This is a genomic window from Burkholderia sp. Ap-955 (assembly GCF_011753045.1).
Classification (GTDB): domain Bacteria; phylum Pseudomonadota; class Gammaproteobacteria; order Burkholderiales; family Burkholderiaceae; genus Burkholderia; species Burkholderia lata_D.
On record NZ_VWWH01000101.1, the window covers coordinates 1 to 23361 of the forward strand.

At 64.4% G+C, this 23361-nt stretch carries 20 protein-coding genes and 1 pseudogene; 6 read left to right on the plus strand and 15 right to left on the minus strand.

What is annotated here, in order from left to right:
• Positions 1-713: HAD-IC family P-type ATPase (locus tag F3J15_RS32050; protein WP_166896226.1), on the plus strand; the 713-nt coding region annotated here is incomplete at its 5' end.
• 228 nt (positions 714-941) lie between these two features.
• Here the strand turns inward: F3J15_RS32050 and F3J15_RS32055 are convergent.
• The 3 genes from F3J15_RS32055 to F3J15_RS32065 all read right to left on the minus strand — a co-directional run bounded on the left by F3J15_RS32055 (position 942) and on the right by F3J15_RS32065 (position 3313).
• A complete protein-coding gene (locus tag F3J15_RS32055; RefSeq protein ID WP_166896228.1) occupies positions 942-1421 on the minus strand; it encodes a GNAT family N-acetyltransferase in 480 nt (159 codons plus the stop codon).
• A 157-nt stretch (positions 1422-1578) separates the two neighbouring features.
• Positions 1579-1734 carry a hypothetical protein gene (locus tag F3J15_RS32060; RefSeq protein WP_006481665.1) on the minus strand — a complete coding sequence of 52 codons (156 nt, stop codon included), beginning with the start codon at positions 1732-1734 and terminating at the stop codon, positions 1579-1581.
• 175 nt (positions 1735-1909) lie between these two features.
• The gene (locus F3J15_RS32065; protein ID WP_166896255.1) at positions 1910-3313 is read right to left on the minus strand and encodes a flagellar hook-length control protein FliK; all 1404 of its coding nucleotides are present in this window, start codon (positions 3311-3313) and stop codon (positions 1910-1912) included.
• Positions 3314-3846: 533 nt separating this feature from the next.
• Between F3J15_RS32065 and F3J15_RS32070 the strand changes: the two genes are divergently transcribed.
• Entirely contained in the window at positions 3847-4068 is a 222-nt protein-coding gene (locus tag F3J15_RS32070; RefSeq protein ID WP_166896230.1) for a hypothetical protein, read from the plus strand.
• A gap of 187 nt (positions 4069-4255) precedes the next feature.
• A complete protein-coding gene (locus tag F3J15_RS32075; protein ID WP_166896232.1) occupies positions 4256-5227 on the plus strand; it encodes a hypothetical protein in 972 nt (323 codons plus the stop codon).
• A gap of 238 nt (positions 5228-5465) precedes the next feature.
• Here F3J15_RS32075 and F3J15_RS32080 read toward each other — a convergent pair whose 3' ends face one another.
• The 4 genes from F3J15_RS32080 to F3J15_RS32095 all read right to left on the minus strand — a co-directional run bounded on the left by F3J15_RS32080 (position 5466) and on the right by F3J15_RS32095 (position 9995).
• A complete protein-coding gene (locus tag F3J15_RS32080; RefSeq protein WP_166896235.1) occupies positions 5466-6887 on the minus strand; it encodes a WG repeat-containing protein in 1422 nt (473 codons plus the stop codon).
• A 151-nt stretch (positions 6888-7038) separates the two neighbouring features.
• Positions 7039-8529, minus strand: coding sequence for a hypothetical protein (locus tag F3J15_RS32085; protein WP_345891586.1), 1491 nt, complete (start codon positions 8527-8529; stop codon positions 7039-7041).
• A gap of 259 nt (positions 8530-8788) precedes the next feature.
• Positions 8789-9202, minus strand: a complete 414-nt coding sequence (locus tag F3J15_RS32090) for a hypothetical protein (RefSeq protein ID WP_166896239.1) — start codon at positions 9200-9202, stop codon at positions 8789-8791.
• A gap of 94 nt (positions 9203-9296) precedes the next feature.
• Positions 9297-9995: an MgtC/SapB family protein gene (locus F3J15_RS32095; protein WP_089448605.1), complete on the minus strand. Its 699-nt coding sequence runs from the start codon at positions 9993-9995 to the stop codon at positions 9297-9299.
• A 114-nt stretch (positions 9996-10109) separates the two neighbouring features.
• Here F3J15_RS32095 and F3J15_RS32100 point away from each other — a divergent pair, with 114 nt between their 5' ends.
• Positions 10110-11219, plus strand: coding sequence for an AGE family epimerase/isomerase (locus tag F3J15_RS32100; RefSeq protein WP_166896241.1), 1110 nt, complete (start codon positions 10110-10112; stop codon positions 11217-11219).
• Here F3J15_RS32100 and F3J15_RS32105 read toward each other — a convergent pair.
• Positions 11192-12811: a methyl-accepting chemotaxis protein gene (locus tag F3J15_RS32105; RefSeq protein ID WP_166896243.1), complete on the minus strand. Its 1620-nt coding sequence runs from the start codon at positions 12809-12811 to the stop codon at positions 11192-11194. The genes F3J15_RS32100 and F3J15_RS32105 overlap by 28 nt on opposite strands.
• 270 nt (positions 12812-13081) lie before the next feature.
• On the opposite strand from F3J15_RS32105, the gene F3J15_RS32110 reads away from it, so the two are divergent.
• Positions 13082-13525 carry a PaaI family thioesterase gene (locus tag F3J15_RS32110; RefSeq protein ID WP_011353771.1) on the plus strand — a complete coding sequence of 148 codons (444 nt, stop codon included), beginning with the start codon at positions 13082-13084 and terminating at the stop codon, positions 13523-13525.
• Between the two features lie 115 nt (positions 13526-13640).
• Here F3J15_RS32110 and F3J15_RS32115 read toward each other — a convergent pair whose 3' ends face one another.
• From F3J15_RS32115 to prpB, 7 genes are all read right to left on the minus strand, one after another.
• Positions 13641-13922 carry a type II toxin-antitoxin system RelE/ParE family toxin gene (locus F3J15_RS32115; protein ID WP_166896245.1) on the minus strand — a complete coding sequence of 94 codons (282 nt, stop codon included), beginning with the start codon at positions 13920-13922 and terminating at the stop codon, positions 13641-13643.
• Entirely contained in the window at positions 13912-14160 is a 249-nt protein-coding gene (locus F3J15_RS32120; protein WP_089428849.1) for a type II toxin-antitoxin system Phd/YefM family antitoxin, read from the minus strand. The genes F3J15_RS32115 and F3J15_RS32120 overlap by 11 nt, the downstream gene beginning before the upstream one ends.
• 141 nt (positions 14161-14301) lie before the next feature.
• Positions 14302-15354 (minus strand): CaiB/BaiF CoA-transferase family protein, encoded by a 1053-nt coding sequence (locus F3J15_RS32125; RefSeq protein WP_166896247.1) that lies wholly within the window; start codon positions 15352-15354, stop codon positions 14302-14304.
• Between the two features lie 182 nt (positions 15355-15536).
• The gene (prpF, locus tag F3J15_RS32130) at positions 15537-16727 is read right to left on the minus strand and encodes a 2-methylaconitate cis-trans isomerase PrpF (protein WP_069252700.1); all 1191 of its coding nucleotides are present in this window, start codon (positions 16725-16727) and stop codon (positions 15537-15539) included.
• Between the two features lie 26 nt (positions 16728-16753).
• Complete coding sequence (acnD, locus tag F3J15_RS32135; protein WP_166896249.1) at positions 16754-19348, minus strand: Fe/S-dependent 2-methylisocitrate dehydratase AcnD; 2595 nt, start codon at positions 19346-19348, stop codon at positions 16754-16756.
• Between the two features lie 78 nt (positions 19349-19426).
• Positions 19427-20599 (minus strand): 2-methylcitrate synthase, encoded by a 1173-nt coding sequence (prpC, locus tag F3J15_RS32140; protein WP_166896251.1) that lies wholly within the window; start codon positions 20597-20599, stop codon positions 19427-19429.
• Between the two features lie 38 nt (positions 20600-20637).
• Positions 20638-21531, minus strand: a complete 894-nt coding sequence (gene prpB, locus F3J15_RS32145) for a methylisocitrate lyase (protein ID WP_027781672.1) — start codon at positions 21529-21531, stop codon at positions 20638-20640.
• A gap of 170 nt (positions 21532-21701) precedes the next feature.
• Between prpB and prpR the strand changes: the two are divergent.
• A pseudogene (gene prpR, locus F3J15_RS32150) lies at positions 21702-23234 on the plus strand (propionate catabolism operon regulatory protein PrpR); the annotation flags it as partial.
• Between the last annotated feature and the right edge of the window lie 127 nt (positions 23235-23361).

The window sequence follows — 23361 nt, forward strand, 5'->3', positions numbered from 1 at the left end:
GACAGTTGCTCGCGCTCGGCAGCACGCGCTGGCGCGACGAGCTCGGCATCACGGTGGCGCCCGCGCTCGACGCACGCGCAGCGGAGCTCGAGCGCGCGGGCAACACGATCTCGTGGCTGATGCGCGCCGATGCGCCGCGCGCGTTGCTCGCGCTGATCGCTTTCGGCGACACCGTGAAGCCGGGCGCCCGCGACGCGATCGCTGCGCTGTCGGCGCGCGGCGTCGCGAGCGTACTCGTGACGGGCGACAACCGCGGCAGCGCGGCCGCCGTCGCGGCGTCGCTCGGAATTGGCGAGGTGCATGCGCAGGTGCTGCCCGACGACAAGGCACGCGTCGTCGCCGAGCTGAAGCGCACACACGGCGGGATCGTCGCGATGGTCGGCGACGGGATCAACGATGCGCCCGCGCTCGCGGCAGCCGATGTCGGCATTGCGATGGCGACCGGCACCGACGTCGCGATGCACACGGCCGGCATCACGCTGATGCGCGGCGACCCGGCGCTCGTCGCCGACGCGATCGACATCTCCCGGCGCACGTACCGGAAGATCCAGCAGAACCTGTTCTGGGCGTTCGTCTACAACCTGGTCGGCGTGCCGCTCGCGGCGCTCGGCTGGCTGAACCCGGTGATCGCGGGCGCGGCGATGGCGTTTTCGAGCGTCAGCGTCGTGACCAACGCGTTGCTGTTGCGGAGATGGAAGGGGCGCGCGCGGTGATGTGTGGCGGTGATGTGCGCCGGTGACGTGTGCCGGTGACGTGTGCCGGTGACGCGTGCCGGTGACGCGTGCCGAACGGCCGGATGGCCGTTCGGCGCTTGGTGCTTGGTGCTTGGTGCTTGGTGCTTGGTGCTTGGCGCACAGGAAGGATCGTGAGGTCGGCCGGCATTGGCCGATCGCGGCGCGTCGAATCGCCAGCGCACGACGACGCGACACCGGCCGGTGGCTTCAGTCCGAAATGACTGGCTTGATCAAGGTCGTCGTGATCGGCGCGAAGCCGCACGCACGATACAGCGCGCGGGCCGCTGCGTTGTGATTGAACACCGACAGCCCGATCTCGGTGACGCCGTATCGGCGTGCCTCGACATCGAGCGCCTCGAGCGTGCGCGTGGCCCAGCCCTGGCGGCGCCGGGACGGGGCGATGTCGAGGTCGTAGATGAACAGCGTGCGGTTCGGCCCCTCAGGCACGATCGCGTACCAGAGGTCGCCCACTGCGTCGCCGCTGGCGCCGTCGATGAGCACGACGAGGGTCTGGCCGGAGGTACGCAGGCCGTCCGGCAGTAGCGTGTCGAAACAGGCGCGCGCCCGGCTGGCCGCGTCTTCGACAGCATTTTGTCCGGATGAAACGAGATCGCTCGCGTAGCCGTCGATGGCTCGCGTGCGGTACGCGTGGAATTCGCTGGCCGTCATGGGCCGCATCTGCAACATGGCCCGGTCACCGTGAACGGAATCGGACTTCCAGTGTAGCGGGACGGTCGCGCCGGCGCGCGATGCAGCGGCGGAAAGCGGACAGGCAGGTGCGGCGGGCGCCGCGCTGACAGCGAGTCAGCGAGTCAGCGAATCAGCGAATCAGCGAATCAGCGAATCAGCGACGGTACAGGACGATCGGCACGAGGTGCGCACGGCGCACGCGCTCGGCTTCGGCACGACGCGCAGCGTACGAGTATTCGGCGTCGAGCGGCAGGTGCGGGGACACGAAAAGGTCGTCGATCTTTTGCAGCAGGGCGAGGATGAAGCTCATGTGAGACTCCTGACAGATGTGGCTAGGGTTTTCCCTTAGATGGACTCCATTCTAAGGGTTTTCCCTGAACTCTGCCAGCGCACAGCATCAGTTTGCCGCATGCGCGCGACGGCCGATCGTCGATACATCACGGCGATCCTTGCTCCGTCTGGCTCCCAGGATAGGGTCGAAACGATTAACGCGTGCGGCGAGCACGCTTCGCGACGGCCGCCTCGCGGTTCGCGTTGCGCTGAAGCCGGTCGACCTGCGACAAAAGCGCCTCGTGATGCTCCTCGAGCGTCATCAGCGTTGCCTGCTGCGTCGACAGATCGGCCGCGAGGCGATCGATCCGCTGCTGCTTCGTGGCGACGTCCTGCTTCAGGTGCGCGATCTGCCGCGTCTGCATCACCAGCGCGACGAGCCCGGCCAGCACGACGACGGCCAACGCCAGCAGCAGGCGGTTGACGCGGCGCATCTCGCGATCGGCCGTACGCGTCAGGCCGTCCACGTCGGCCTGCAGTGCGGCCAGTCGGTCGGTCAACGGGCGCAGGTGCGTATCCGGATCGAAGACCGGCGCGGCCGGTTGCGTGCGCTCCGCCGACGGCTTCGTGACAAAGGAGGCAGCTGAAGCCTGCGGCTGGGTGACGGGGGATACGGTGGCGTCGGCCCGCGGCGCGGCGTCATGGGACTTCGCGGTGTTGGCGGTGTTGGCCGTGTTCGCCGTGTTCGCCGTGTTCGCCGTGTTCGCGGCAATCACCGGCTTGGCCTGTTGCGCCGACGTCTGCGGCTCGACCGTCGTCACCGGGCTCGCCCCGGCCGCCTCCGGCGCCGTGTCAACGCTCGTCACGACTCGCGCGGATTGCTCCGTTGTCGCGTCGCTTGCACCGGCAGCCGTCCGGCGTTTGCCGCCCGACGACGCACGGCGTTCCTTCACGGCGTCACCGGAGGATCGCCCTTCGCGGGATCTAACGGCGGTAGCAGCCACAACAACAGCCTTCTCGACTTCACCATCAGCCGCTTGAGATCCGGTCGCCTTCGCCTCAGCACCATCGGCTGCTTGCAGTTTGGTCGCCACCGTTGCGGCGCCATCGGCGGCTTTCGTTGCAACGCCATCGGCCAGGGGAATATCGACTGCCTTCATCGCAGCCGCGCCAGAAGCCGGCACGACATCGACGTTTGCGTCACCACCACCTTCAGGCGATGAAACGCCATGCGCCACCGTCGCGTCTTCAGGCGTCACTGCACCTTCTGCCGCTTCCACATGTCCTGCCGCGGCCACCCCCTCCGGCGCACTGAACCCGTCCAGCGCAGCCTGCCGCCCGGACGCCACATCGTCCGCGACATCGACTGCCGCCTCGGCTTGCGCGCCCGCTTCGTCACGCGCCGCGGCCGGCACGCGCTCACCCGGCTCGAGCACCGGATCGCCGAACAGGTCGAGCGTCCGTTCGTCCCGCGACGCGTCGCCGGCCGGCGTACTGCCGGACCGCACCGTCGCCCTCGCGGACGTACTGCCCGCGGCAGCAGCGGAGCGCGGGCGCGAACGGGCCGACGAACGATTGGAACGGGAGCGGGAGCGAGGCGAGGAAACAGATTCGGTCATGTCTGCCAAATTAAAGTCCGGGAACATCCATCAAAGTCCAATTTTCATCAAGAAATTCAATAGCTTGCAACACCAAACCATCCAATTTACTCTAACACCATCCGGCCCTATCCAGCGATTCCCATGTCTGTCCCAAGCTCGGTCACCGTAAGCTCGATGCGATTAGCCCCGGTGACTGTGCAGACATCCTGCGCCCCATCTGGCTGACGAAGACTGCTACAGCCCGCCGCACTCGTCAACGCATGCAGCAGTGATGCAGTGGGCTTGGGCACACGGGCACATCGTTGCGAATCCCGTCATGGCGGTCACATTCTTCCCGAACAGTCGACCAAGACGACACACCCGCCCGCAATGCCGTGGAGCCATGTGCCGCGATGCGTCGAGAGTCACTTGGCAAAGCACACGCCTGGCGACAGCACGCGTGCTGCCTTGCTGTTCCTGATACTTACCGCAGCCCGCGGCGGTGAGGTACGAGGCGCGACGTGGAACGAACTCGATCTGGCTGAGTGTGTTGGGAACATTCCGGCGCACGCATGAAGGCCAAGGAACCGCATCGCATCCCGCTGTCCGAGAAAGCGCTAACGCTGATCAAAATGCTAAAACACCATCAACCACATGCCCCTCGTGATCAGGTCGAGGCCGCTTATCATCGGACCGACCTACTGGAACAGCGACGGCCGCTGATGGAAGCATGGGTGCAGCACGTCGACGCCGGCGGAACGAATCATGCGGACGAGGGAGCGCCCATACGATGACGGTTCGTGTACACCGCAGCGTTTCATGTCTTCTGGCAACGCTGGCCGCGCTCCTGATTCCGGGATACCAGCTTTCCTTCCCCAGCAAGTCATCGATCAAAACACCGATGCCGCAAAGGATTGATATCCTGGTAATTGACCGTAAGAATCAATTCCACTTTTTAATATTACGAGAATATCGGATTTCATGGATACCAAGGACAAAAGAAAACTTGAAGCACTGTGGGTCGAGCACCGTGAGGGAGATGTCTGGCCAAGTACAGTGCCAGCGTTTGAAGCTCGGTTAAGAGAAATCCAGCAGGTGCATCAAGATTTTCCCGAAGAAAGGAAACAGAGCGACTTTGAACGGGCCTATGCTGCCAATGGACAGCTCCAAATTCTCGGGAAAGAACAGGCTCGATCGTTCTTCGATGACACCTGCGCCACCCACGGCTTTCCCATCGACGTCGATTATCTTCTATCGATCGGCATCTATCGTGCATTCCATGAGGCCGATATGAGCTTGCTCAAGGATGCTTTGCACACGTGGAACCGACTGAAGTTTGGAAATCGCCTACACACCCCCACCGGTAGTCACGGCTATCATTTCCGCGAACTCATGTACGCTATGGCCGATTGCGACATCGGTTTGGTGAAGCAATACATTCCGAGAGAACTTGGGTTGGCAGAGAGGGACTGTTTCCCTTTCTTCCGAGTCGGAAGCAACCTCGTTGCAGTGATGGTATACGACAACCCAAGGCAAACCGCTGTGGAAAAATCACTAGCACTGGCGGAGACCTATGTTGGTCGGAAAGGTAGTCCCAAGGGCAACGTACTTGTCGTCCGCTACTTGATGGCCTTGCTTAACGGGCAAGTGGACGAGGCGTCCCATTACCTGCAATGTATTGCGAACGAATACAGGAAAATGACATGGCTGGTTGAATTCCATGAATTTCTGAAGTATTTCGGCGCCTTTGTGCATGGCTTGTATAACCTTGCGCACTACGTATTGCCGGAAGCACATTTTGCGCTTTTAAAAACCCCAGAGCACAGTGTGTTCTGGGGCGACTTTGATTGCTTGACCAAGGAGCGAAATTTCGCGACAGGCGCGTTGATCAAAGGACTTAATCTGACGGACAATCTTGGCGGTTTGCGGCGCTTGCTCGTTGACCTGCCATAGGAAACAAGACGCCAGGATCATTTGCGTTAACTCGGACAAGAGCGCTCGTGGATGCTAGCCCGGTAATAACGAGCGAACAGCAAACAGGGTGCCTGCGTTGCATCGCGCCGGTCAGCGAAGCGACGCTGAAGACCCATTGCAAGCGACTCGCCTCCGGCGCCGTGGCGTGAACAGCGCTCTGTCTTCGTTATGAACAGCATCGCTACTGAGCAAGCACCCATCGCTCCTTCCCCGGACATTAATCCGAATCACTCAAGAGCTGGCCTCTCGCATCCATCGCAATCGTCTTGTCAGGCCCAACGAGGAATGCAGTCCGCTCCTCAGACCATTCCAGCGAATGCCACTGCGGCGCCGATAACCACTGACCGCTTGCAAGCTCCATCAGCCCCCACTGCTCTCCCGAGCGCATCGCGGCGGAAACGCCCCAGCAAATATCGCCTATCTCTTCATATTTCGGGGGCACCGACCATTGACCATCCTCACCCAGAAAGCCGTAGCCCTTGCCCACGGCCGCCCACGCGTACCCTTCCTCATAGTCACTGCACTCATCGAGGCAAGGCTCAAGCAACCAAACACCATCCACACCAATCAGGCCGATTTTATCGCCAACTTGTACGAAAGCAGTTCGACCTTCAAAGTACCAAAAATCATCGAAACCGGGCTCGCAAATGGTGATAACGCCCTTTTCTTCCGGGCGAATCAGACCGTATTTTTCATTACGCTTCACCCAGCACAAGAAATAGGCAGCGTCCCCTCTCTCTTTCCACATGCCGTCCCATGTCGCCTCTTGAACGATACGCCAATTTTTCTCGTCGGCATATTGAACGCCCCAGCGCCCCTCCGAATGAAAGCTGTACAAGCCATAAGCCAATTGATGGCCCAACTTACCACCCGATGTTGCCATGAAATCTTTAAAGGTTACCGTCCTCGGAGCTTCCCCATAGGCACGATTGAAATAAGCATGATCGAAACCACTCACACCGAATGTCCAGGCCCAATAATCCCAAGTTACCGGCACCGAGCAATCAACGCGAGTAACTTCCGCCTCCAGTAGAAGTTCTCTCACGCCAACCGTGTCTCTTTTAGACATACTAACCTGCAACTGCCCCCATAAGGCATTGCATTTCCCAGCCTCCCTTCTGATAAATTCGTCAGAAGCGTCTGCAAAGTATCGCTCGGAATATTCATCATCCGATGCAAGCTCTTCGTCAAAATCCGAGAAACCTTCCAGTGCAAACAACTCATCCAGGTTTGCCGAAAAATCAGGCACGCCATACTCGGCCAGATCGTCCACCTCATTCTGCAAATAATGGATTGCAGCATCAAGCTGACGAACAAGCTGGCTTTCTTCGTCACTGAGATGAGGTGGTTTGGCAATAAAGCGCGTAAACACGTTGCCAGCAGGCTTCGCGACAGGATTACGCTCAAGATAACTCAACAAGGTCCGCAAACGATCCAGCGCGGCTCGGGCATCACTGACGAGATTATCAGAATTGGCATCACCAAACACGCGCTGATCTCTAATTGCCTCACCCGCGGCACTTGATGCCAACAAGATTCGCCACAAGGTCGGAAAGTTATTGTTCGCGTCGGCAACCTCAATTGTTTTGGCTTCTTCGCCCGAGCCGGCTTGAATATACAGAAATGAACGATTTCCCAAAGAATGCCCCCTAATTATTTTTCAGAAAACAACCTCGAAACGACACGCCCTCACCACCCCGAATAAATTCATCTGCAGCCTTCTCAAACCGACTACCCGAAGATGCCTCGGAGTTTTATCGAGACACTCCGTTTACATCAAGTGCGCGACTCTACGGCAACCGATAAATTGCGACATTATCACCACGTCTACCAGAATCTTTTCGGGCAACCACCATACCTCGACGTTGATCATCCCATCCAAGAATCTCGGTTGAGTAGGATTCCTCGCCCGATGAAATTGGCAAGACGAACGGAATCCAATTTTTCCCCTGATCCTTGCTGTAAAAATAGGCTTGCGCCGACGACATACCGCAATTGCGTGTGTTTCCAAAATAAGGTGGCATATAACAGGCCACAACATTCCATATTGTCTGGCCACTGGCCTTAATGATCCAGATACCATTTCCCAGCCATACGCCATCGTGGTAAACATTGCTGGAGACTCCATGAATCTCTGGAATGGCAATTTGGGCCCACTGCTTGGTCGTCGGATCGAGGGCGTACAAACCTCCGTTGTACGACAACAGGGCCTCCCCGGAAGCATTGCTGACGATCTCAAAGTTGGACAAGCTGCGCTTACCCCAATCAGGTGCGGCGGAGACATTGCGGACGACAACCTGCTTGCCGCTGAAGTCCAGTTCGAAGCGACGGGATTCCAGGAATTTTTGGCTTTTCTCATTCCCCTCGTCGTCGATCACAATCGAAGTCAGCGATGACCAGCCTAGCGCATTTCCAGCAGGACCAGGCAGAACGGTCCAACTCGCATCGAGTACCTCGTTCTCACGCTCCTGCCGATCCGACCAGACCGCCTTGCGCAGGTCCATGCTCTGCCACGATTGGCCATGATCTCGCGTCACCCAGATTTTTTCTTTATCGGAGCGTTCGGTGGCCCCTTTATCCAGAGTGAACGCATTGTTATTCGAGAGCCGGCCTTGAAACTCAGTCCAACGAGACACTTTTGTCTTGGGATCGAATTTCCATGTGCTCCCCCCATCAAGGCTGACGAATGCGATCTCGTTCGGGCCAATCCGGGCGTTATTCTCCTCGCGTTCATCGGAGTCAAACGCAAGCCACTTGCCTCCGGGCGCTGTCATCAGATGCGGATCGGAATCACTCTCGATCGGAGCCTGAATGGTCGCCAAAATATTGATCTTGCCTCCATCCTCCATTCGAGCAATGAATTGCCGCGTCTCTTGGCGAGACAGGAAGTTGAGCAGCGTCTGCGCTGCCAGCTCTTGATGGCCGGCGACGATCATGGTCGAGGCCGACGCTGCCGCCATCCGTTTTTGTTGCTCACGCAAGTGCTCAGCCCTGGACGGAACCTGCAGGTCCAGCACCCTACCCGGTAGTGAAGTCGTGTCGTCTTCTTTTCTGCCGTCCAAGAGCTTGCCGGTCAACAGGCTTACGCCATGATCATTGACCCATTTGATGTCAGTGATTCCAAAGGGAACGTTCCCATCAATCTTGAATATCTGCTCTGGCGCGGAAAGTGTCTCCCCCAGCGGGCGCAACTGCCGCTGGTCGATCACTGTGATCACCCCAGCCAGCACCGCAAACCCGGCCCCTGCAAGCAGCAAGAAATACTTGTTTTTCGATTTCATTTTCCCGAATTCCATTTCGCGGCACGGAACAACTAACAGACTTTTGAGGCACTTTGCCGTTCGGGAGACAAAGGCGATGTTCCCGAACAGAGAAAACGACACGGCGATACGGCGCGTGCAAACACTTGATGAAAAGCCGAGTTTCTATGCTATCGCGACGAGGTAGGCAAGCGTCGAAGTCTACCGGAGCGCTGGCAACGCTTCGATTGTCATCGACGTGACGCTCTTTACCGAATATCCGAAACCCGTCGGCATTTGATTATTTTTCGTCACCGAAAAATTGCTGATGCATCTTCGAGAATGCAGTAGGGTTGGGTCGACTTTTCAACCATGCCAGTACGGACTTGCCGCAATCAAGTGCGTCTGACAATGACGTGTCCACGATGTAATCGTAGTGCCGGTCAGCATGAATCGAGTCGAATTGCGACTTGGCCAATCCGATCGTGCGGTTGCCACGGGCAAGCTCGCGCTCGATCAGAATGTCGAGCGAGCAAAAGACACCTACGATAAAGACCGGGAAACCGACCAAGTCTTCGAGCATGTAGTACCAGGCATCGGATGAAAGGACATGATCAACGGTCACTGGCTGATGTCGAACGGCCGCTACCGGCCGACTACTGCCCGCATCCTCACCCGGTCGGCAACCCCAACTCGTGCGGAATTCGCCTTTCATATGGAAATCGGATGGCCGGGCCCGCAAGCGCGGAACCGGATGTCGAACGGAATCGGCGGTCGGCCATTGTCGCATGCCCCGTCGCCGATTCCGCCTATTCGTCGCCCGACAACCCGTTGCCCTCTTCGAAACGCGTGACGCCCTTCAGCGCGCGCAGCTTGTCGCAGATCGCCCGGTATTCGAGTTCCGATACCCGCGCAAGCGCGATGCGCACCTCGTCGTGCTCGCCCGTGTCGTCGGCGCGCTGCACGATGAACTGCTTCACCCGCGCACTGTCCGGGCCCAGCGCCGCATGCAGCGAATCGAAGTTCAGCGTGCCGCCCACGACCGTCAGCGCGAGCTGGCGCCGCTGGCGCACCGTGAAGTAGCGCCGCTCCAGCGGCTTGATGCCGGCCAGGATGATCAGGATGATGATCGTCGCCGAAATCGACGCGACGTAGAGCCCGCCGCCCACCGCGAGGCCGATCGCGGCGACCGACCACAGGCTCGCGGCCGTCGTCAGCCCCCGCACGATCTCGCCGCGCAGCAGGATCGAGCCCGCGCCGAGGAAGCCGATGCCCGACACGACCTGCGCGGCGATCCGCGATGGGTCGAGCACGATGTGCTCGCTGCTGCCGAGCACGTCGGCGAACCCGAACGCCGACACGATCATGATCAGCGTCGAACCGACACAGACGAGCATGTGCGTACGCAGGCCCGCCGCCCACGACAGACGCTCGCGCTCGAAGCCGATGACGCTGCCCAGCGCCGCCGCGAGGACGAGCCGCATCACGAGTTCCAGGTTGCTCAGCATGCGATTTATCTCCTTTTCTGGTGCCGGCCGTGCGGAATGTTTTATCCTTGGCCCCGGCCGCGCCGATCCTCCGGGCCGCGCCGACACGTTTCGAACCTAGCGCTCAACCCCGTCATGTCCGTTTCCGACTCCGCTTCCGCCCAGGCCGCCCAGTTGCGCCACCATTTCGCGCACGTCGTCTTGCCGATCTGGCGGGGTTCAGGGTTCGACCAGACATTACAGTTGCCGTTCGAAGCCGTCGATCCGGCCACCCACGCGCCGCTGCCCGTGACCCGTTATCGCGCAATGGCCTGCGCACGGCAACTGTTCGTGTTCGCGCAGGCCGGCGACACCGCGCACGCCGCCACGCTGTTCGACGCGCTGGGCCGCCACTTTCGCGACCCGCGCCACGGCGGCTGGCACTACAGCGTGGACGCGCAGGGCGCACCGCTCGACACGACCAAGGATCTCTACACGCACGCCTTCATCGTGTTCGCGTGCGCCGCGTGGTATGCGGCATCGGGCGACGCCGCGGCGCGCCAGGCGGCCGAAGAGACCGCCGCGCTGATTCAGGACCGTTTCGCGCCGCACCGCGGCGACGCGCTGCTCGACGCGGCGCGCCACGCCGATTTCTCGTCATCCGGCAGCGGGGCGCTGCAGAATCCGCTGATGCACCTGACCGAAGCGTGGCTCGCGGCGGCGGCTGCATTCGGCGACACGGCGTTCGACGACGCGCTCGCGCACACCGCGCAGGCCGTCGAGCGCACGTTCGTCGACGCGGCAACCGGCTGCGTGGCCGAGCTGCCGCTCGGCGCGGCCGACAACCGTTTCGAGCCCGGCCATCAGTTCGAGTGGTTCTATCTGGTCGATGTAGCCGGCGCGCGGCTCGCGCAAACCGGGCTCCCCAACGCGCTGGCGCGCGCGTTTGTGTTCGCGGAGCAATACGGCGTCGATCCGCAGACGGGCGGCGTCTGCGCGGCGCTCGACGCGCAAGGCGCGTGCATCGACGGCACGCAGCGGATCTGGGCGCAGACCGAGTACCTGCGCGCGCTCGCGACGCACGGCGGCACGCCGGCCTCGGCGCCGCTCGCGCGGCAGATCGAACGCTTCGCCGCGCGCTTCCTGCATCCGCGCGGCTGGTTCGAGTGCAAGACGGCGGACGGGCAGGTGGCGCGCGCCGACATGCCGTCGACGACGCCCTACCACCTCGAGACGGCTTACGCGGCGCTGCCGGCCGGCGCGTAACCCGCGTCGTCGAACGACGGCGCCGCGTGCTCGCCGCGTGCGGCGCGGCCATCGCCCAGTTCGAACACCGACACCGCCTGCATCAGGTGCGCGGTCTGGTCGTTCAGCGACGCGGCCGCCGCCGCGACCTCCTCCACCAGCGCCGCGTTCTGCTGCGTGAGCTGATCCATCTGCGTGACGGCCTGATTCACCTGCTCGATCCCGACGCTCTGCTCGACCGACGCCGCCGTGATCTCGGACATCGTCTGCACGACGCGCGTGATCGACGCCGACACCGTCCGCATCGCATCGCCGGCGCGCTCGACGAGCTCCGCGCCGCCGTTGATCTGCGAGACCGAATCCTCGATCAGCGCCTTGATCTCCTTCGCCGATTGCGCGCTGCGCTGCGCGAGCGAGCGCACCTCACCCGCGACGACCGCGAAGCCACGCCCCTGTTCGCCTGCGCGGGCGGCTTCCACGGCCGCGTTCAGCGCAAGGATGTTGGTCTGGAACGCGATGCCGTCGATCACCGAGATGATCTCCGCGATCCGCCCAGAGCTTTGCGCGATGCCGCGCATCCGGTCGATCACGCTGTCGACCACGCCGCCGCCGTGGCTCGTCGCCTCGAGCGCCGCGTCGGCCAGCGCGCTGGCCGCACGCGCGCTGTCGGTGTTCTGCCGGACGGTCGCCGTCAGTTCCTCCATGCTCGCGGCCGTTTCCTCGAGCGACGCGGCCTGCGTGCCGGTGCGCGCCGACAGGTCGGCGTTGCCGCCCGCGATCTCGCCCGCGCCGAGGTGGATCGCGTCGGACGCCTGGCGCACCGTGCGCACGGTGCCCGCGATGCTCGTCTGCATCGTGGCGAGGCCGCGCAGCATCCGGTCGATCTCGAACACGCCGCCTGCCCGCACGACTTCATCGAGCCGGCCCTGCGCGATCCGCTCGAAATGGCGGCCGGCTTCTTCCAGCGGCGCGACGACCGCGCGCCGCGCGGCCACGTAGATCGCCGCGCTCGCCATGAGCATCGCCACCAGCAGCACGATGCCGACCGACTTGAACCAGAGCATGCCGCCGTCGATCGTGTCGAGCGCCGTGCGGCTCGATGCGCCCCCATAGTCGGTGAAGCGGCGCAGCTCGGCGATATAGGCGTCCTGAATGCTCTGCGTCGGCTGGTCGAGGAAGGCCTGGATGTTGTCGGCGTCGAGGAACTGCACGAGTTCGCCCAGCGCGCCGCGCAGCGCGCGATAGCGCTCGGTGAGCGCCGCGACGCGTGCGCGGTTGGCATCGTCGACCGGCTGCGCGGCCGTCAGCGCGGCGAACGCCTTGTCCGCCTCCGCGAGCGACGCGCCGGCATGGCGGATGATGTCTTCCGGCTTCGGGCCGCCGCGCACCATCCGCGTGCCGGCGCGCGACAGGTTGATGCGCGCGTCGAGCAACTGCTGGGTCGCCTGGCTGGCCGCTTCGACCTGCGTGATCGCGATGTTCGACAGATCGTCGACGCCGCTGCGCGTCGACTTGAGCGCCCAGAAGCCGAGCGCCTCGATCGCGAACAGGAAGAGGCAAAACACGGTCAACACGCCGAGCAGACCCGACGCGAGCTTGATTTTTCCGAACATGGGGGAGATTCCTGGAAAGCGGACGATGAGGCAATGCCCCGGCATTAGCGGCATTTCTTCGTCGGACTTTAGGTGCGAACGGCAGCGAAATTCACGTTGCTCGCGCATTCCGGCGGAATCATCCGCAAACAGGGAAATCTACGGCATTCGACGCAATAATCGCGTCGCATCGCGCTGGAGATTGCATGAAATGCGGACGAATTTCCTTGCTTATCCGCATCCCCCTTCCTAGAGTTCAGCGCAAGCGGGCACTCATTTCGAGGAAAGTCGATGACCGACATCACGGACCACGCGCGCGGCGCATTGCGTGCGCAACCGTTCAGCATGCTGCTGGGCACGGAGCTGATGCATATCGGTGACAACGAAGTGTCGCTGTGCCTGCCCGTGCGTGAGGAATTGCGGCAGCAGCACGGTTTCGTGCACGGCGGCGTCATCAGCTACCTCGCGGACAACGCGCTGACGTTCGCCGGCGCGCTCGTGCTCGGCCCGCGCGTGATCACCGCCGAATACAAGATCAACTACCTGCGGCCGGCCGTGAACGGCACGCTCGTCGCCCGCGCGAAGCTCGTCTATGCGGGGCGGCACCAGGCGACCTGCCAGTGTCATGTGTTCGTCATCGACGGCGACCACGAACGGCTCGTCGCGATCGCGCAGGGCACGATCAATCGCGTCGGCGACGGCAAGATGCCGGATGCGCCGGAGGAAACGGCGTGAGCGGTTCTCCGCACTTGAAGGACCGCCAGTCCTTCCAGAAGACGATGAGCGCGTAGCGGAGCCAAGCGTCAGACATGCGGAAAGCTTGCCGCTCCCATGTGCGGCGCATCGGGATCTAACGCTTCATCGCGGCAAGATAGACCGCATCGCGCTCGCGTCGACCGACCGCCACGACCAGTACGAGCACTTCCGAATCGCGCACTTCGTAGACGAGCCGATAGCCGACGCTGTGCAGCTTGATCTTGTAACGATCCGGGTGACCATGCAACTTTGCAGACGGAATCCGAGGATTCTCGAGCCGCTCGGCGAGCCGGGATTTGAACTGGTCGCGAACGGTGCGATCGAGCTTCTTCCACTCTTTCAACGCAGGTTCGAGGAAGGCAAGCTCAAAGGTCATTCAGCTTGACCTTGACGACCTTCTCCTTGGCGCGCTTGTCGGCGAGCGCGTTGTCTTCGATATCTTCAAGGCGTTCGACCATCGCCTCCCACGTCTTCGCCGGGATGCAATAGAACGCGGGTTCATTGTGATTCAGGATCGCGACCGGGAAACCCTCTCCCGCCGCGACCGTGCCCATCGGGTTCCGCTTCAGTTCCGAAACACTCGCGGTAACGCTGGCCAGGATGGTATGAGGCATGCCGACTCCTTCTTCAACAGGAGATCGATTGTACTCTATTTAATACCAAATTCAGCACCAATATTGGCACCAAATATTCTCACAATCTTTCGTTAAAGTGCATTTCGCCACTGGTTCAACGACCTCGACATGCTGGCGTTCCTACTCCGCCCCGTCCCCCGCCAGCGGCAAAAACCGCGGCGCCACGCGCGCCCGCACGTTGCCGTTCTCATCCGTCCGATAGATTCCACGCGCCGCGTTGTGCGGATGCGCGGCCGCGTCGGCCACGCTCAGCAGCGGCGCGAAACACGCGTCGGTGCCTTCGAGCAGCGCGCGCCAGTGCGCGGACGGCTGCTGCGCGAACACGTCGGCGAAACGTGCCTTCAGCGCGGGCCAGCGCGCGCGGTCGTACTGCGACGCCGGATCGACGTCGGTCAGCCCGAGCCGTTCGACCAGCAGCGCATAGAACGGCGGCTCGAGCGCGCCGATCGTCACGCATTCGCCATCCGCGCAGCGATACACGTCGTAGAACGGCGCATCGTGAAAGAGGCTCGGCTGCGCGCCGTCGAGTTGCCCGTTCGCGCGCGCCCACAACGCGAGCGAGCCGAGCATCGACACGATGTCGACGATCGCGCCGTCGACCACGCGCCCCGGCCCGCCGCCACGCACATCGAGCAATGCGCAGACGATCCCGAACGCGAGCCCGAGCGCGCCGCCCGCATCGCCGACGACGGTCGGCGGCACCCCCGGCCGGCCGTCGCGCGGCGCGGACAACGACAGCAGCCCCGTCAGCGCGACGTAGTTCAGGTCGTGTCCGGCCGCGGCCGCGAGCGGGCCGTGCTGGCCCCAGCCGGTCATCCGCCCGTACACGAGCGTCGGTTTGCGGCGTGCGCAATCGTCGGGCCCGAGGCCGAGCCGTTCCATCACGCCGGGCCGCAGCCCCTCGATCAGCGCATCGGCCTGCGCGACCAGGTCGAGCGCGGCGTCGCGGCCGGCCGGCGACTTCAGGTCGAGTTCGACGATCGTCTTGCCTTCGCGCAGCAGGTCGCCGTCGCGGGCCTGCAACGCATCCGGCGCGCTCGTGCGGCCGGACGGGCGCGCGATCAGCGTGATCCGCGCGCCCATCCCGGCGAGCATCCAGCCCGCGAGCGGGCCGGGGCCGAGACCTTCGAATTCGACGATGTGGATGCCGGCAAGCGGCGCATCGAGCGGCATGCGATTCTCCTGTCTGTGTCGCGTATCGCGACGGTCTCCGATGCCGTGCGCCTCGCATCGGATCGCGCCCGTCACGCGGGCGTCAACGCGTCAAATGAAAAATCCCTGCGTCGCGGGGGCCGCTTCGCAGGGATCGGGGTGAACCGCGCGCGTTCCGGCTGCCTTGCCGGAACCGGCAACGCTCAGAACGCGTCGCCCGGCACCCTCACCCAGCCTTCCATCAACACGCGCGCACTGCGGCTCATGATCGCCTTGGTGACGGTCCACTCGCCGTTCTCGAGCTGCGCTTCCGCGCCGACGCGCAGTGTGCCCGACGGATGCCCGAAGCGCACCGCGTTGCGTTCGCCGCCGCCCGCCGCCAGGTTGACGAGCGTGCCGGGGATCGCTGCGGCCGTGCCGATCGCGACCGCCGCCGTGCCCATCATCGCGTGGTGCAGCTTGCCCATCGACATCGCGCGCACCAGCAGGTCGACGTCACCCGCGTTCACGCGCTTGCCGCTCGATGCGACGTAATCGGCCGGCTTCGCGACGAACGCGATCTTCGGCGTGTGCTGCCGCGTCGCGATTTCATCGAGCGTGTCGATCAGGCCCATGCGCAGCGCGCCGTGCGCACGAATCGTCTCGAACTTCTCGAGCGCCTTCGCATCGCCGTTGATCGCGTCCTGCAGCTCGGTGCCCGTATAGCCGATCGCTTCCGCTTCGACGAAGATCGTCGGAATGCCCGCGTTGATCATCGTCGCCTTCAGCGTACCGACGCCCGGCACCGCGAGATCGTCGACGAGGTTGCCGGTCGGGAACATCGACCCGCCCGCGCCTTCTTCCTCGGCGGCCGGGTCCATGAACTCGAGCTGCACTTCGGCGGCCGGGAACGTGACGCCGTCCAGCTCGAAATCGCCCGTCTCCTGCACCGCGCCGTTCGTCACCGGCACATGCGCGACGATCGTCTTGCCGATGTTCGCCTGCCAGATCCGCACGGTCGCGACGCCGTCGCGCGGCACGCGCGCCGGATCGACGAGCCCGCCGCTGATCGCGAACGGGCCGACCGCCGCCGACAGGTTGCCGCAGTTGCCGGTCCAGTCGACGAACGCCTTGTCGATCGACACCTGGCCGAACAGGTAGTCGACGTCGTGGCCGGGCCGCGCGCTCTTCGACACGATCACCGTCTTGCTGGTGGACGACGTCGCGCCGCCCATCCCGTCGATCTGCTTGCCGTACGGATCGGGGCTGCCGATCACGCGCAGCAGCAGCGCGTCGCGCGCGGCGCCCGGCGCCTGCGCGGCGTCCGGCAGGTCCTGCAGCCGGAAGAACACGCCCTTGCTGGTGCCGCCGCGCATGTAGGTCGCGGGAATCCTGATTTGAGGAGTGTGAGCCATGTGTGCGTTATCCCTGTGTGACCCGATCAAGCCGCCTGCGACGATTCGAGGAAGTCCTGCGCGAAGCGCTGCAGCACGCCGCCCGCTTCGTAGATCGACACTTCCTCGGCCGTATCGAGCCGGCACGTCATCGGCACCTCGACGCGCTCGCCGTTCCTGCGGTGAATCACGAGCGTCAGGTCGGCGCGCGGCGTGCGCTCGCCGATCACGTCGAAGGTCTCGGTGCCGTCGATGCCGAGCGTCGTCCGGTTCGTGCCCGGCTTGAACTCGAGCGGCAGCACGCCCATGCCGATCAGGTTCGTGCGGTGGATCCGCTCGAAGCCTTCGGCGGCGATCGCCTCGACGCCCGCGAGCCGCACGCCCTTCGCCGCCCAGTCGCGCGACGAGCCCTGGCCGTAGTCGGCGCCGGCGATCACGATCAGCGGCTGCTTGCGATTCATGTACGTCTCGATCGCCTCCCACATCCGCATGACCTTGCCTTCCGGCTCGACGCGGGCGAGCGAGCCCTTCTTCACCGCGCCGTCGACGATCGCCATCTCGTTGATCAGCGTCGGGTTCGCGAAGGTCGCGCGCTGCGCGGTCAAGTGGTCTCCCCGGTGCGTCGCGTACGAGTTGAAGTCTTCTTCCGGCAGGCCCATCTTCGCGAGGTATTCGCCGGCCGCGCTGTCCAGCAGGATCGCGTTCGACGGCGACAGGTGGTCGGTCGTGATGTTGTCGCCGAGCACCGCGAGCGGGCGCATCCCCTGCAGCGTGCGCTCGCCGGCCAGCGCCCCCTCCCAGTACGGCGGACGGCGGATGTACGTGCTCTGCGCGCGCCAGTCATACAGCGGCGCCGCGCGCTCGCCCGCATCGGCGCTGCGCGCGAACATCGGCTCGTAGACCTTGCGGAACTGCTCGGGCTTCACGCTCGACGCGACGATCGCATCGATCTCCTCGTCGGTCGGCCAGATGTCCTTCAGCGTGACGGGCTTGCCGTCCTGATCGTGGCCAAGCACGTCCTTCTCGATGTCGAAGCGGATCGTGCCGGCGATCGCATACGCGACCACCAGCGGCGGCGACGCGAGGAACGCCTGCTTCGCATACGGGTGGATGCGGCCGTCGAAGTTGCGGTTGCCGGACAGCACGGCCGTCGCGTACAGGTCGCGATCGACGATCTCCTGCTGGATCTTCGGGTCGAGCGCGCCCGACATCCCGTTGCAGGTCGTGCACGCGAACGCGACGATGCCGAAGCCGAGCTTCTCGAGTTCGGGCAGCAGGTTCGCTTCTTCCAGGTACAGCTCGACCGCCTTCGAGCCGGGCGCGAGCGAGCTCTTCACCCACGGCTTGCGCGTGAGGCCGCGCGCATTCGCGTTGCGTGCGAGCAAGGCCGCGGCGATCACGTTGCGCGGGTTGCTGGTGTTCGTGCAGCTCGTGATCGCGGCGATGATCACCGCGCCGTCGGGCATCTCGCCCGCCTTCTCTTCCCACTGGCCGGCGATCCCGCGTGCGGCGAGATCGGACGTCGGCAGCCGCTTGTGCGGGTTCGACGGGCCGGCCATGTTGCGCACGACGCTCGACAGGTCGAACGTCAGCGTGCGCTCGTACTGCGCGTTGGCGAGCGTATCGGCCCACAGGCCCGCCGCCTTCGCGTAGGTCTCGACGAGCTTCACCTGCTCGTCGCTGCGGCCGGTGAGGCGCAGGTAGTCGGTCGTCTGGCCGTCGATGAAGAACATCGCGGCCGTCGCGCCGTATTCGGGCGCCATGTTCGAGATCGTCGCGCGATCGCCGAGCGTGAGGCTCGCCGCGCCTTCACCGCGGAATTCCAGGTACGCGCCGACCACCTTTTCCTTGCGCAGGAACTCGGTCAGCGCGAGCACGACGTCGGTCGCGGTGATGCCGGGCTGGCGCTTGCCGGTCAGCTCGACGCCGACGATGTCGGGCAGGCGCATCCACGATGCGCGGCCGAGCATCACGTTCTCCGCTTCGAGGCCGCCGACGCCGATCGCGATCACGCCGAGCGCGTCGACGTGCGGCGTGTGACTGTCGGTGCCGACGCAGGTGTCCGGATAGGCGACGCCGTCTTGCGCCTGGATCACCGGCGACATCTTCTCGAGGTTGATCTGATGCATGATGCCGTTGCCCGGCGGGATCACGTCGACGTTCTCGAACGCCTTCTTCGTCCACTCGATGAAGTGGAAGCGATCCTCGTTGCGGCGATCCTCGATCGCGCGGTTCTTCGCGAACGCGTCCGGATCGAAGCCGCCGCATTCGACCGCGAGCGAGTGGTCGACGATCAGCTGCACGGGCACGACCGGGTTCACCTTGGCCGGGTCGCCACCGCCATCGGCTATCGCGTCGCGCAGGCCGGCGAGATCGACGAGCGCGGTCTGCCCGAGGATGTCGTGGCACACGACACGCGCCGGGAACCACGGGAAATCACGTTCGCGCTTGCGCTCGATGATCTGCTTCAGCGAATCGGCGAGGATCGCCGGATCGCAGCGGCGCACGAGGTTTTCGGCGAGCACGCGCGACGTGTACGGCAGCGTGTCGTAGGCGCCGGGCGCGATCGCTTCGACCGCGGCACGCGCGTCGAAGTAGTCCAGCGCCGTGCCGGGCAGGGGTTTGCGGTTGGCGGTATTCATGGTGTGGGGAACTCGGGTATGGCGTCCGGCGCACGCCGGCCCCCGTCACGCGGGAGGCCGGTGTGCACGGTGGGCATGTCAGCGCTTTTCGATCGGCACGAACTGCAGGTCTTCCGGACCGGTGTAGTTCGCGCTCGGGCGGATGATCTTGTTGTCGATGCGCTGCTCGATGATGTGCGCGCTCCAGCCCGACGTGCGCGAGATCACGAACAGCGGCGTGAACATCGCGGTCGGCACGCCCATCATGTGATACGACACCGCGCTGAACCAGTCGAGGTTCGGGAACATCTTCTTCGCTTCCCACATCACCGATTCGAGGCGCTCGGCGATGTTGTACAGCTTCAGGTCGCCCGCTTCCTTCGACAGCTTGTGCGCGACGCCCTTGATCACCTTGTTGCGCGGATCGGAGATCGTGTAGACCGGGTGGCCGAAGCCGATCACGACTTCCTTGTTCTCGACGCGGCGGCGGATGTCGGCTTCCGCTTCGTCCGGCGACGCGTAGCGGCTCTGGATTTCATACGCGACTTCGTTCGCGCCGCCGTGCTTCGGCCCGCGCAGCGCGCCGATCGCGCCGGTGATCGCCGAGTAGATGTCCGAGCCCGTGCCCGCGATCACGCGGCCGGTGAACGTCGACGCGTTGAATTCGTGCTCCGCGTACAGGATCAGCGACGTGTGCATCGCCTCGACCCACGACTTCGACGGCGTCTTGCCGTGCAGCAGGTGCAGGAAGTGGCCGCCGATCGAGTCGTCGTCGGTTTCCGTCTCGATGCGCTTGCCGTTGTGCGAGAAGTGATACCAGTACAGCAGCATCGAGCCGAGCGATGCCATCAGGCGGTCGGCGATGTCGCGCGCGCCCGGCAGGTTGTGGTCGTCCTTCTCCGGCAGCACGGTGCCGAGCACCGACACGCCCGTGCGCATCACGTCCATCGGGTGCGCGGACGCCGGGATCTGCTCGAGCGCCGCCTTCAGCGCGTTCGGCAGGCCGCGCAGCGCGCGCAGCTTCGCCTTGTACGCGGCCAGTTCGGTCAGGTTCGGCAGCGTGCCGTGAACGAGCAGGTGCGCGATTTCCTCGAATTCGCACGATTCGGCGACGTCGAGAATGTCGTAGCCGCGATAGTGCAGGTCGTTGCCGGTCTTGCCGACCGTGCACAGCGCCGTGTTGCCGGCCGTCACGCCCGACAGCGCCACCGACTTCTTCGGCTTGAATGCGCCTGCGGCGGCCGGTGCTGCTGCGTCTTTCGTCTCGCTCATGTTTCCTTTCTCCAATGGGTATCGGGGGTGCGGGCGCGTTACTTCTTGCCCTGCGCGAACAGCTCGTCGAGCTTGCGCTCGTATTCGTGATAGCCGAGGAAGTCGTACAGCTCGGCGCGCGTCTGCATCGTCGGCACGGCCGCCTTCTGCGTGCCGTCGCGGCGCAGCGTCTCGTAGAAGTTCAGCGCGGCCTTGTTCATCGCGCGATACGCGCCGCAGCAGTACAGCGCGATATCGACGTTCGCCTCGCGCAGCTCGTCGACCGTGAACAGCGGCGTCGAGCCGAATTCGGTCAGGTTCGCGAGGATCGGCACCTTCACGGCGGCCTTGAAACGGCGGTAGTCGTCGAGCGTCTTCATCGCTTCCGGGAAAATCATGTCCGCGCCGGCTTCGACGTACGCGACCGCGCGTTCGATCGCCGAGTCGATCCCTTCCGCAGCGGCCGCATCGGTGCGCGCCATGATCACGAACTGGTCGTCGGTACGCGCATCGACCGCGGCCTTCACGCGATCGACCATTTCCTCGATCGGCACGACTTCCTTGCCCGGGCGATGGCCGCAGCGCTTCTGGCCGACCTGGTCTTCCAGGTGCACGGCCGCGACGCCGGCGTTGATGAACGAGCGGACCGTGCGCGCGATGTTGAACGCGCCGCCCCAGCCCGTGTCGATGTCGACCAGCAGCGGCAGGTCGGTCGCGTTGGTGATCCGCGTCGCGTCGATCAGCACGTCTTCCATCGTGCTGATGCCGAGGTCGGGGATCCCGAGCGAGTTCGCGGCGACGCCGCCACCCGACAGGTACACGGCCTTGAAGCCGACGGCCTGCGCCATCTTGGCTGCGTAGGCGGTGATCGCGCCGACCACCTGCAGCGGCTGCTCCGCCGCGACTGCCGCGCGGAATTTCGCGCCGGCGCTCTGAAGATGCGTATTGCTCATGAACGGCCTCCTGAAGGAACGACCATTAACAGCAAGGACCGGGCCAGCTCGCGCCAAGTCGCTAACCCACTGATTCTTAAGCATCCGGCAAGGGCGAAGCCGCGTCCGGTGATTTCAATTTGGCAATTTCATGTTTCAAAAATGAAATCGCGCGCGCATAATCGACCGCCATGGACCTCTCCTCGACCAAGCCCGTCGGCCCGGCCGATCGCGCGGCGCGCCCGCGCATCTGGGCAATGGGCATCAGCCGCCTGCGCGACCTGTTTCGCGAGATCGCCGGCGAATTCGACGAACGCGCCGACGTGCGCATCGTCACGCGCGCCTATGAGGATGCGCTCAGCGCGATCGCCGAGGCCGGCACCGCACGGCCCGACGTGATCGTCGCGGCCGGCTCGAACGGCGGCTTCCTGAAGACGCGGGCGCAGGTGCCGGTGGTGGTCGTGTCGCCGACCGGCTTCGACGTGATGCAGGCGCTCGCGCGCGCCCGGCGCGATGCGTCGCGGATCGCGCTCGTCAGCGCCGGGGAAACGCCGCCCGAAGTGCGTCGCTTCGTCGCCGCGTACGGCCTCGACGTGCAGTTTGCGTCATATCAGTCCGCCCAGGAAGCGGAAGCCTGCGTGCACGACCTGCACGACCGCGGCATCGAGACGATCGTCGGCCCGGGCCTCGTCACCGATCTCGCGGCCAGCGCCGGCATGGGCGCGGTGTTCCTGTATTCGCATGCGTCGGTGCGCAAGGCCGTCGAGACCGCGCTCGAAGTCGCGTATGCGACGCACGCCGAGGCTTTTCGCCGCCAGCGGCTCGACACGCTGTTGCAGCACCTGCGCGACGGCGTGGTCGCGCTCGACGCACACGGCCGCGTCGAAGCGATCAACGAGCGGCTCGCGTCGGCCCTCGGGGTCGAACCCGCGGCGGCCGTCGGCCGCGCGCTCGTCGACCTGCGGCCCGAGTTGCGCACGCTGCGCGGCGAGGACGGTGATGCACTCGCCACCGTGCGCGGCGTGCGCTACGTCGTGCATCGCGGGCCGCTCGTCGATCGCGGCGTCACGTCGGGCAGCGTGCTGACGTTCCAGGAATCGCGCGCGGTCGAACGGCTCGACCGCGCATTGCGTTCGCAGCCCACCACGCAGCAGTTCGCCGCGCGCTACGCGCTCGACGACGTGGTCGGCGCATCGGCGCCGATGGCGCGCGTGCGCGATCTCGTGCGCCGCTACGCGAAATCCGACGCGACCGTGCTCGTGCTCGGCGAAAGCGGCACCGGCAAGGAAATGATCGCGCAAAGCCTGCACGCGCTGTCCGCGCGGCGCAGCTACCCGTTCGTCGCGGTCAACTGCGGCGCGTTTCCGGAAGCGCTGCTCGAAAGCGAGCTGTTCGGCTATGAGGAAGGCGCGTTCACCGGCGCGCGGCGCGGCGGCAAGACCGGCCTGTTCGAAGCCGCGCACCGCGGCACGCTGTTTCTCGACGAAATCGGCGAAATGCCGCCGTCGCTGCAGAGCCGGCTGCTGCGCGTGCTGCAGGAGCGCGAGGTGATCCGCCTCGGCTCGACCGAGCCGATCCGTATCGACGTGCGCGTGATCGCCGCGACGCACCGTCCGCTGCTCGCGGCCGTCGAGGCGGGCACGTTCCGCGCGGATCTCTATTACCGGCTCAACATCCTGAACGTCGGGCTGCCGCCGCTTTCCACACGACGCTCTTCCGATCTGGCGGCACGCTGTTTCTCGACGAAATCGGCGAAATGCCGCCGTCGCTGCAGAGCCGGCTGCTGCGCGTGCTGCAGGAGCGCGAGGTGATCCGCCTCGGCTCGACCGAGCCGATCCGTATCGACGTGCG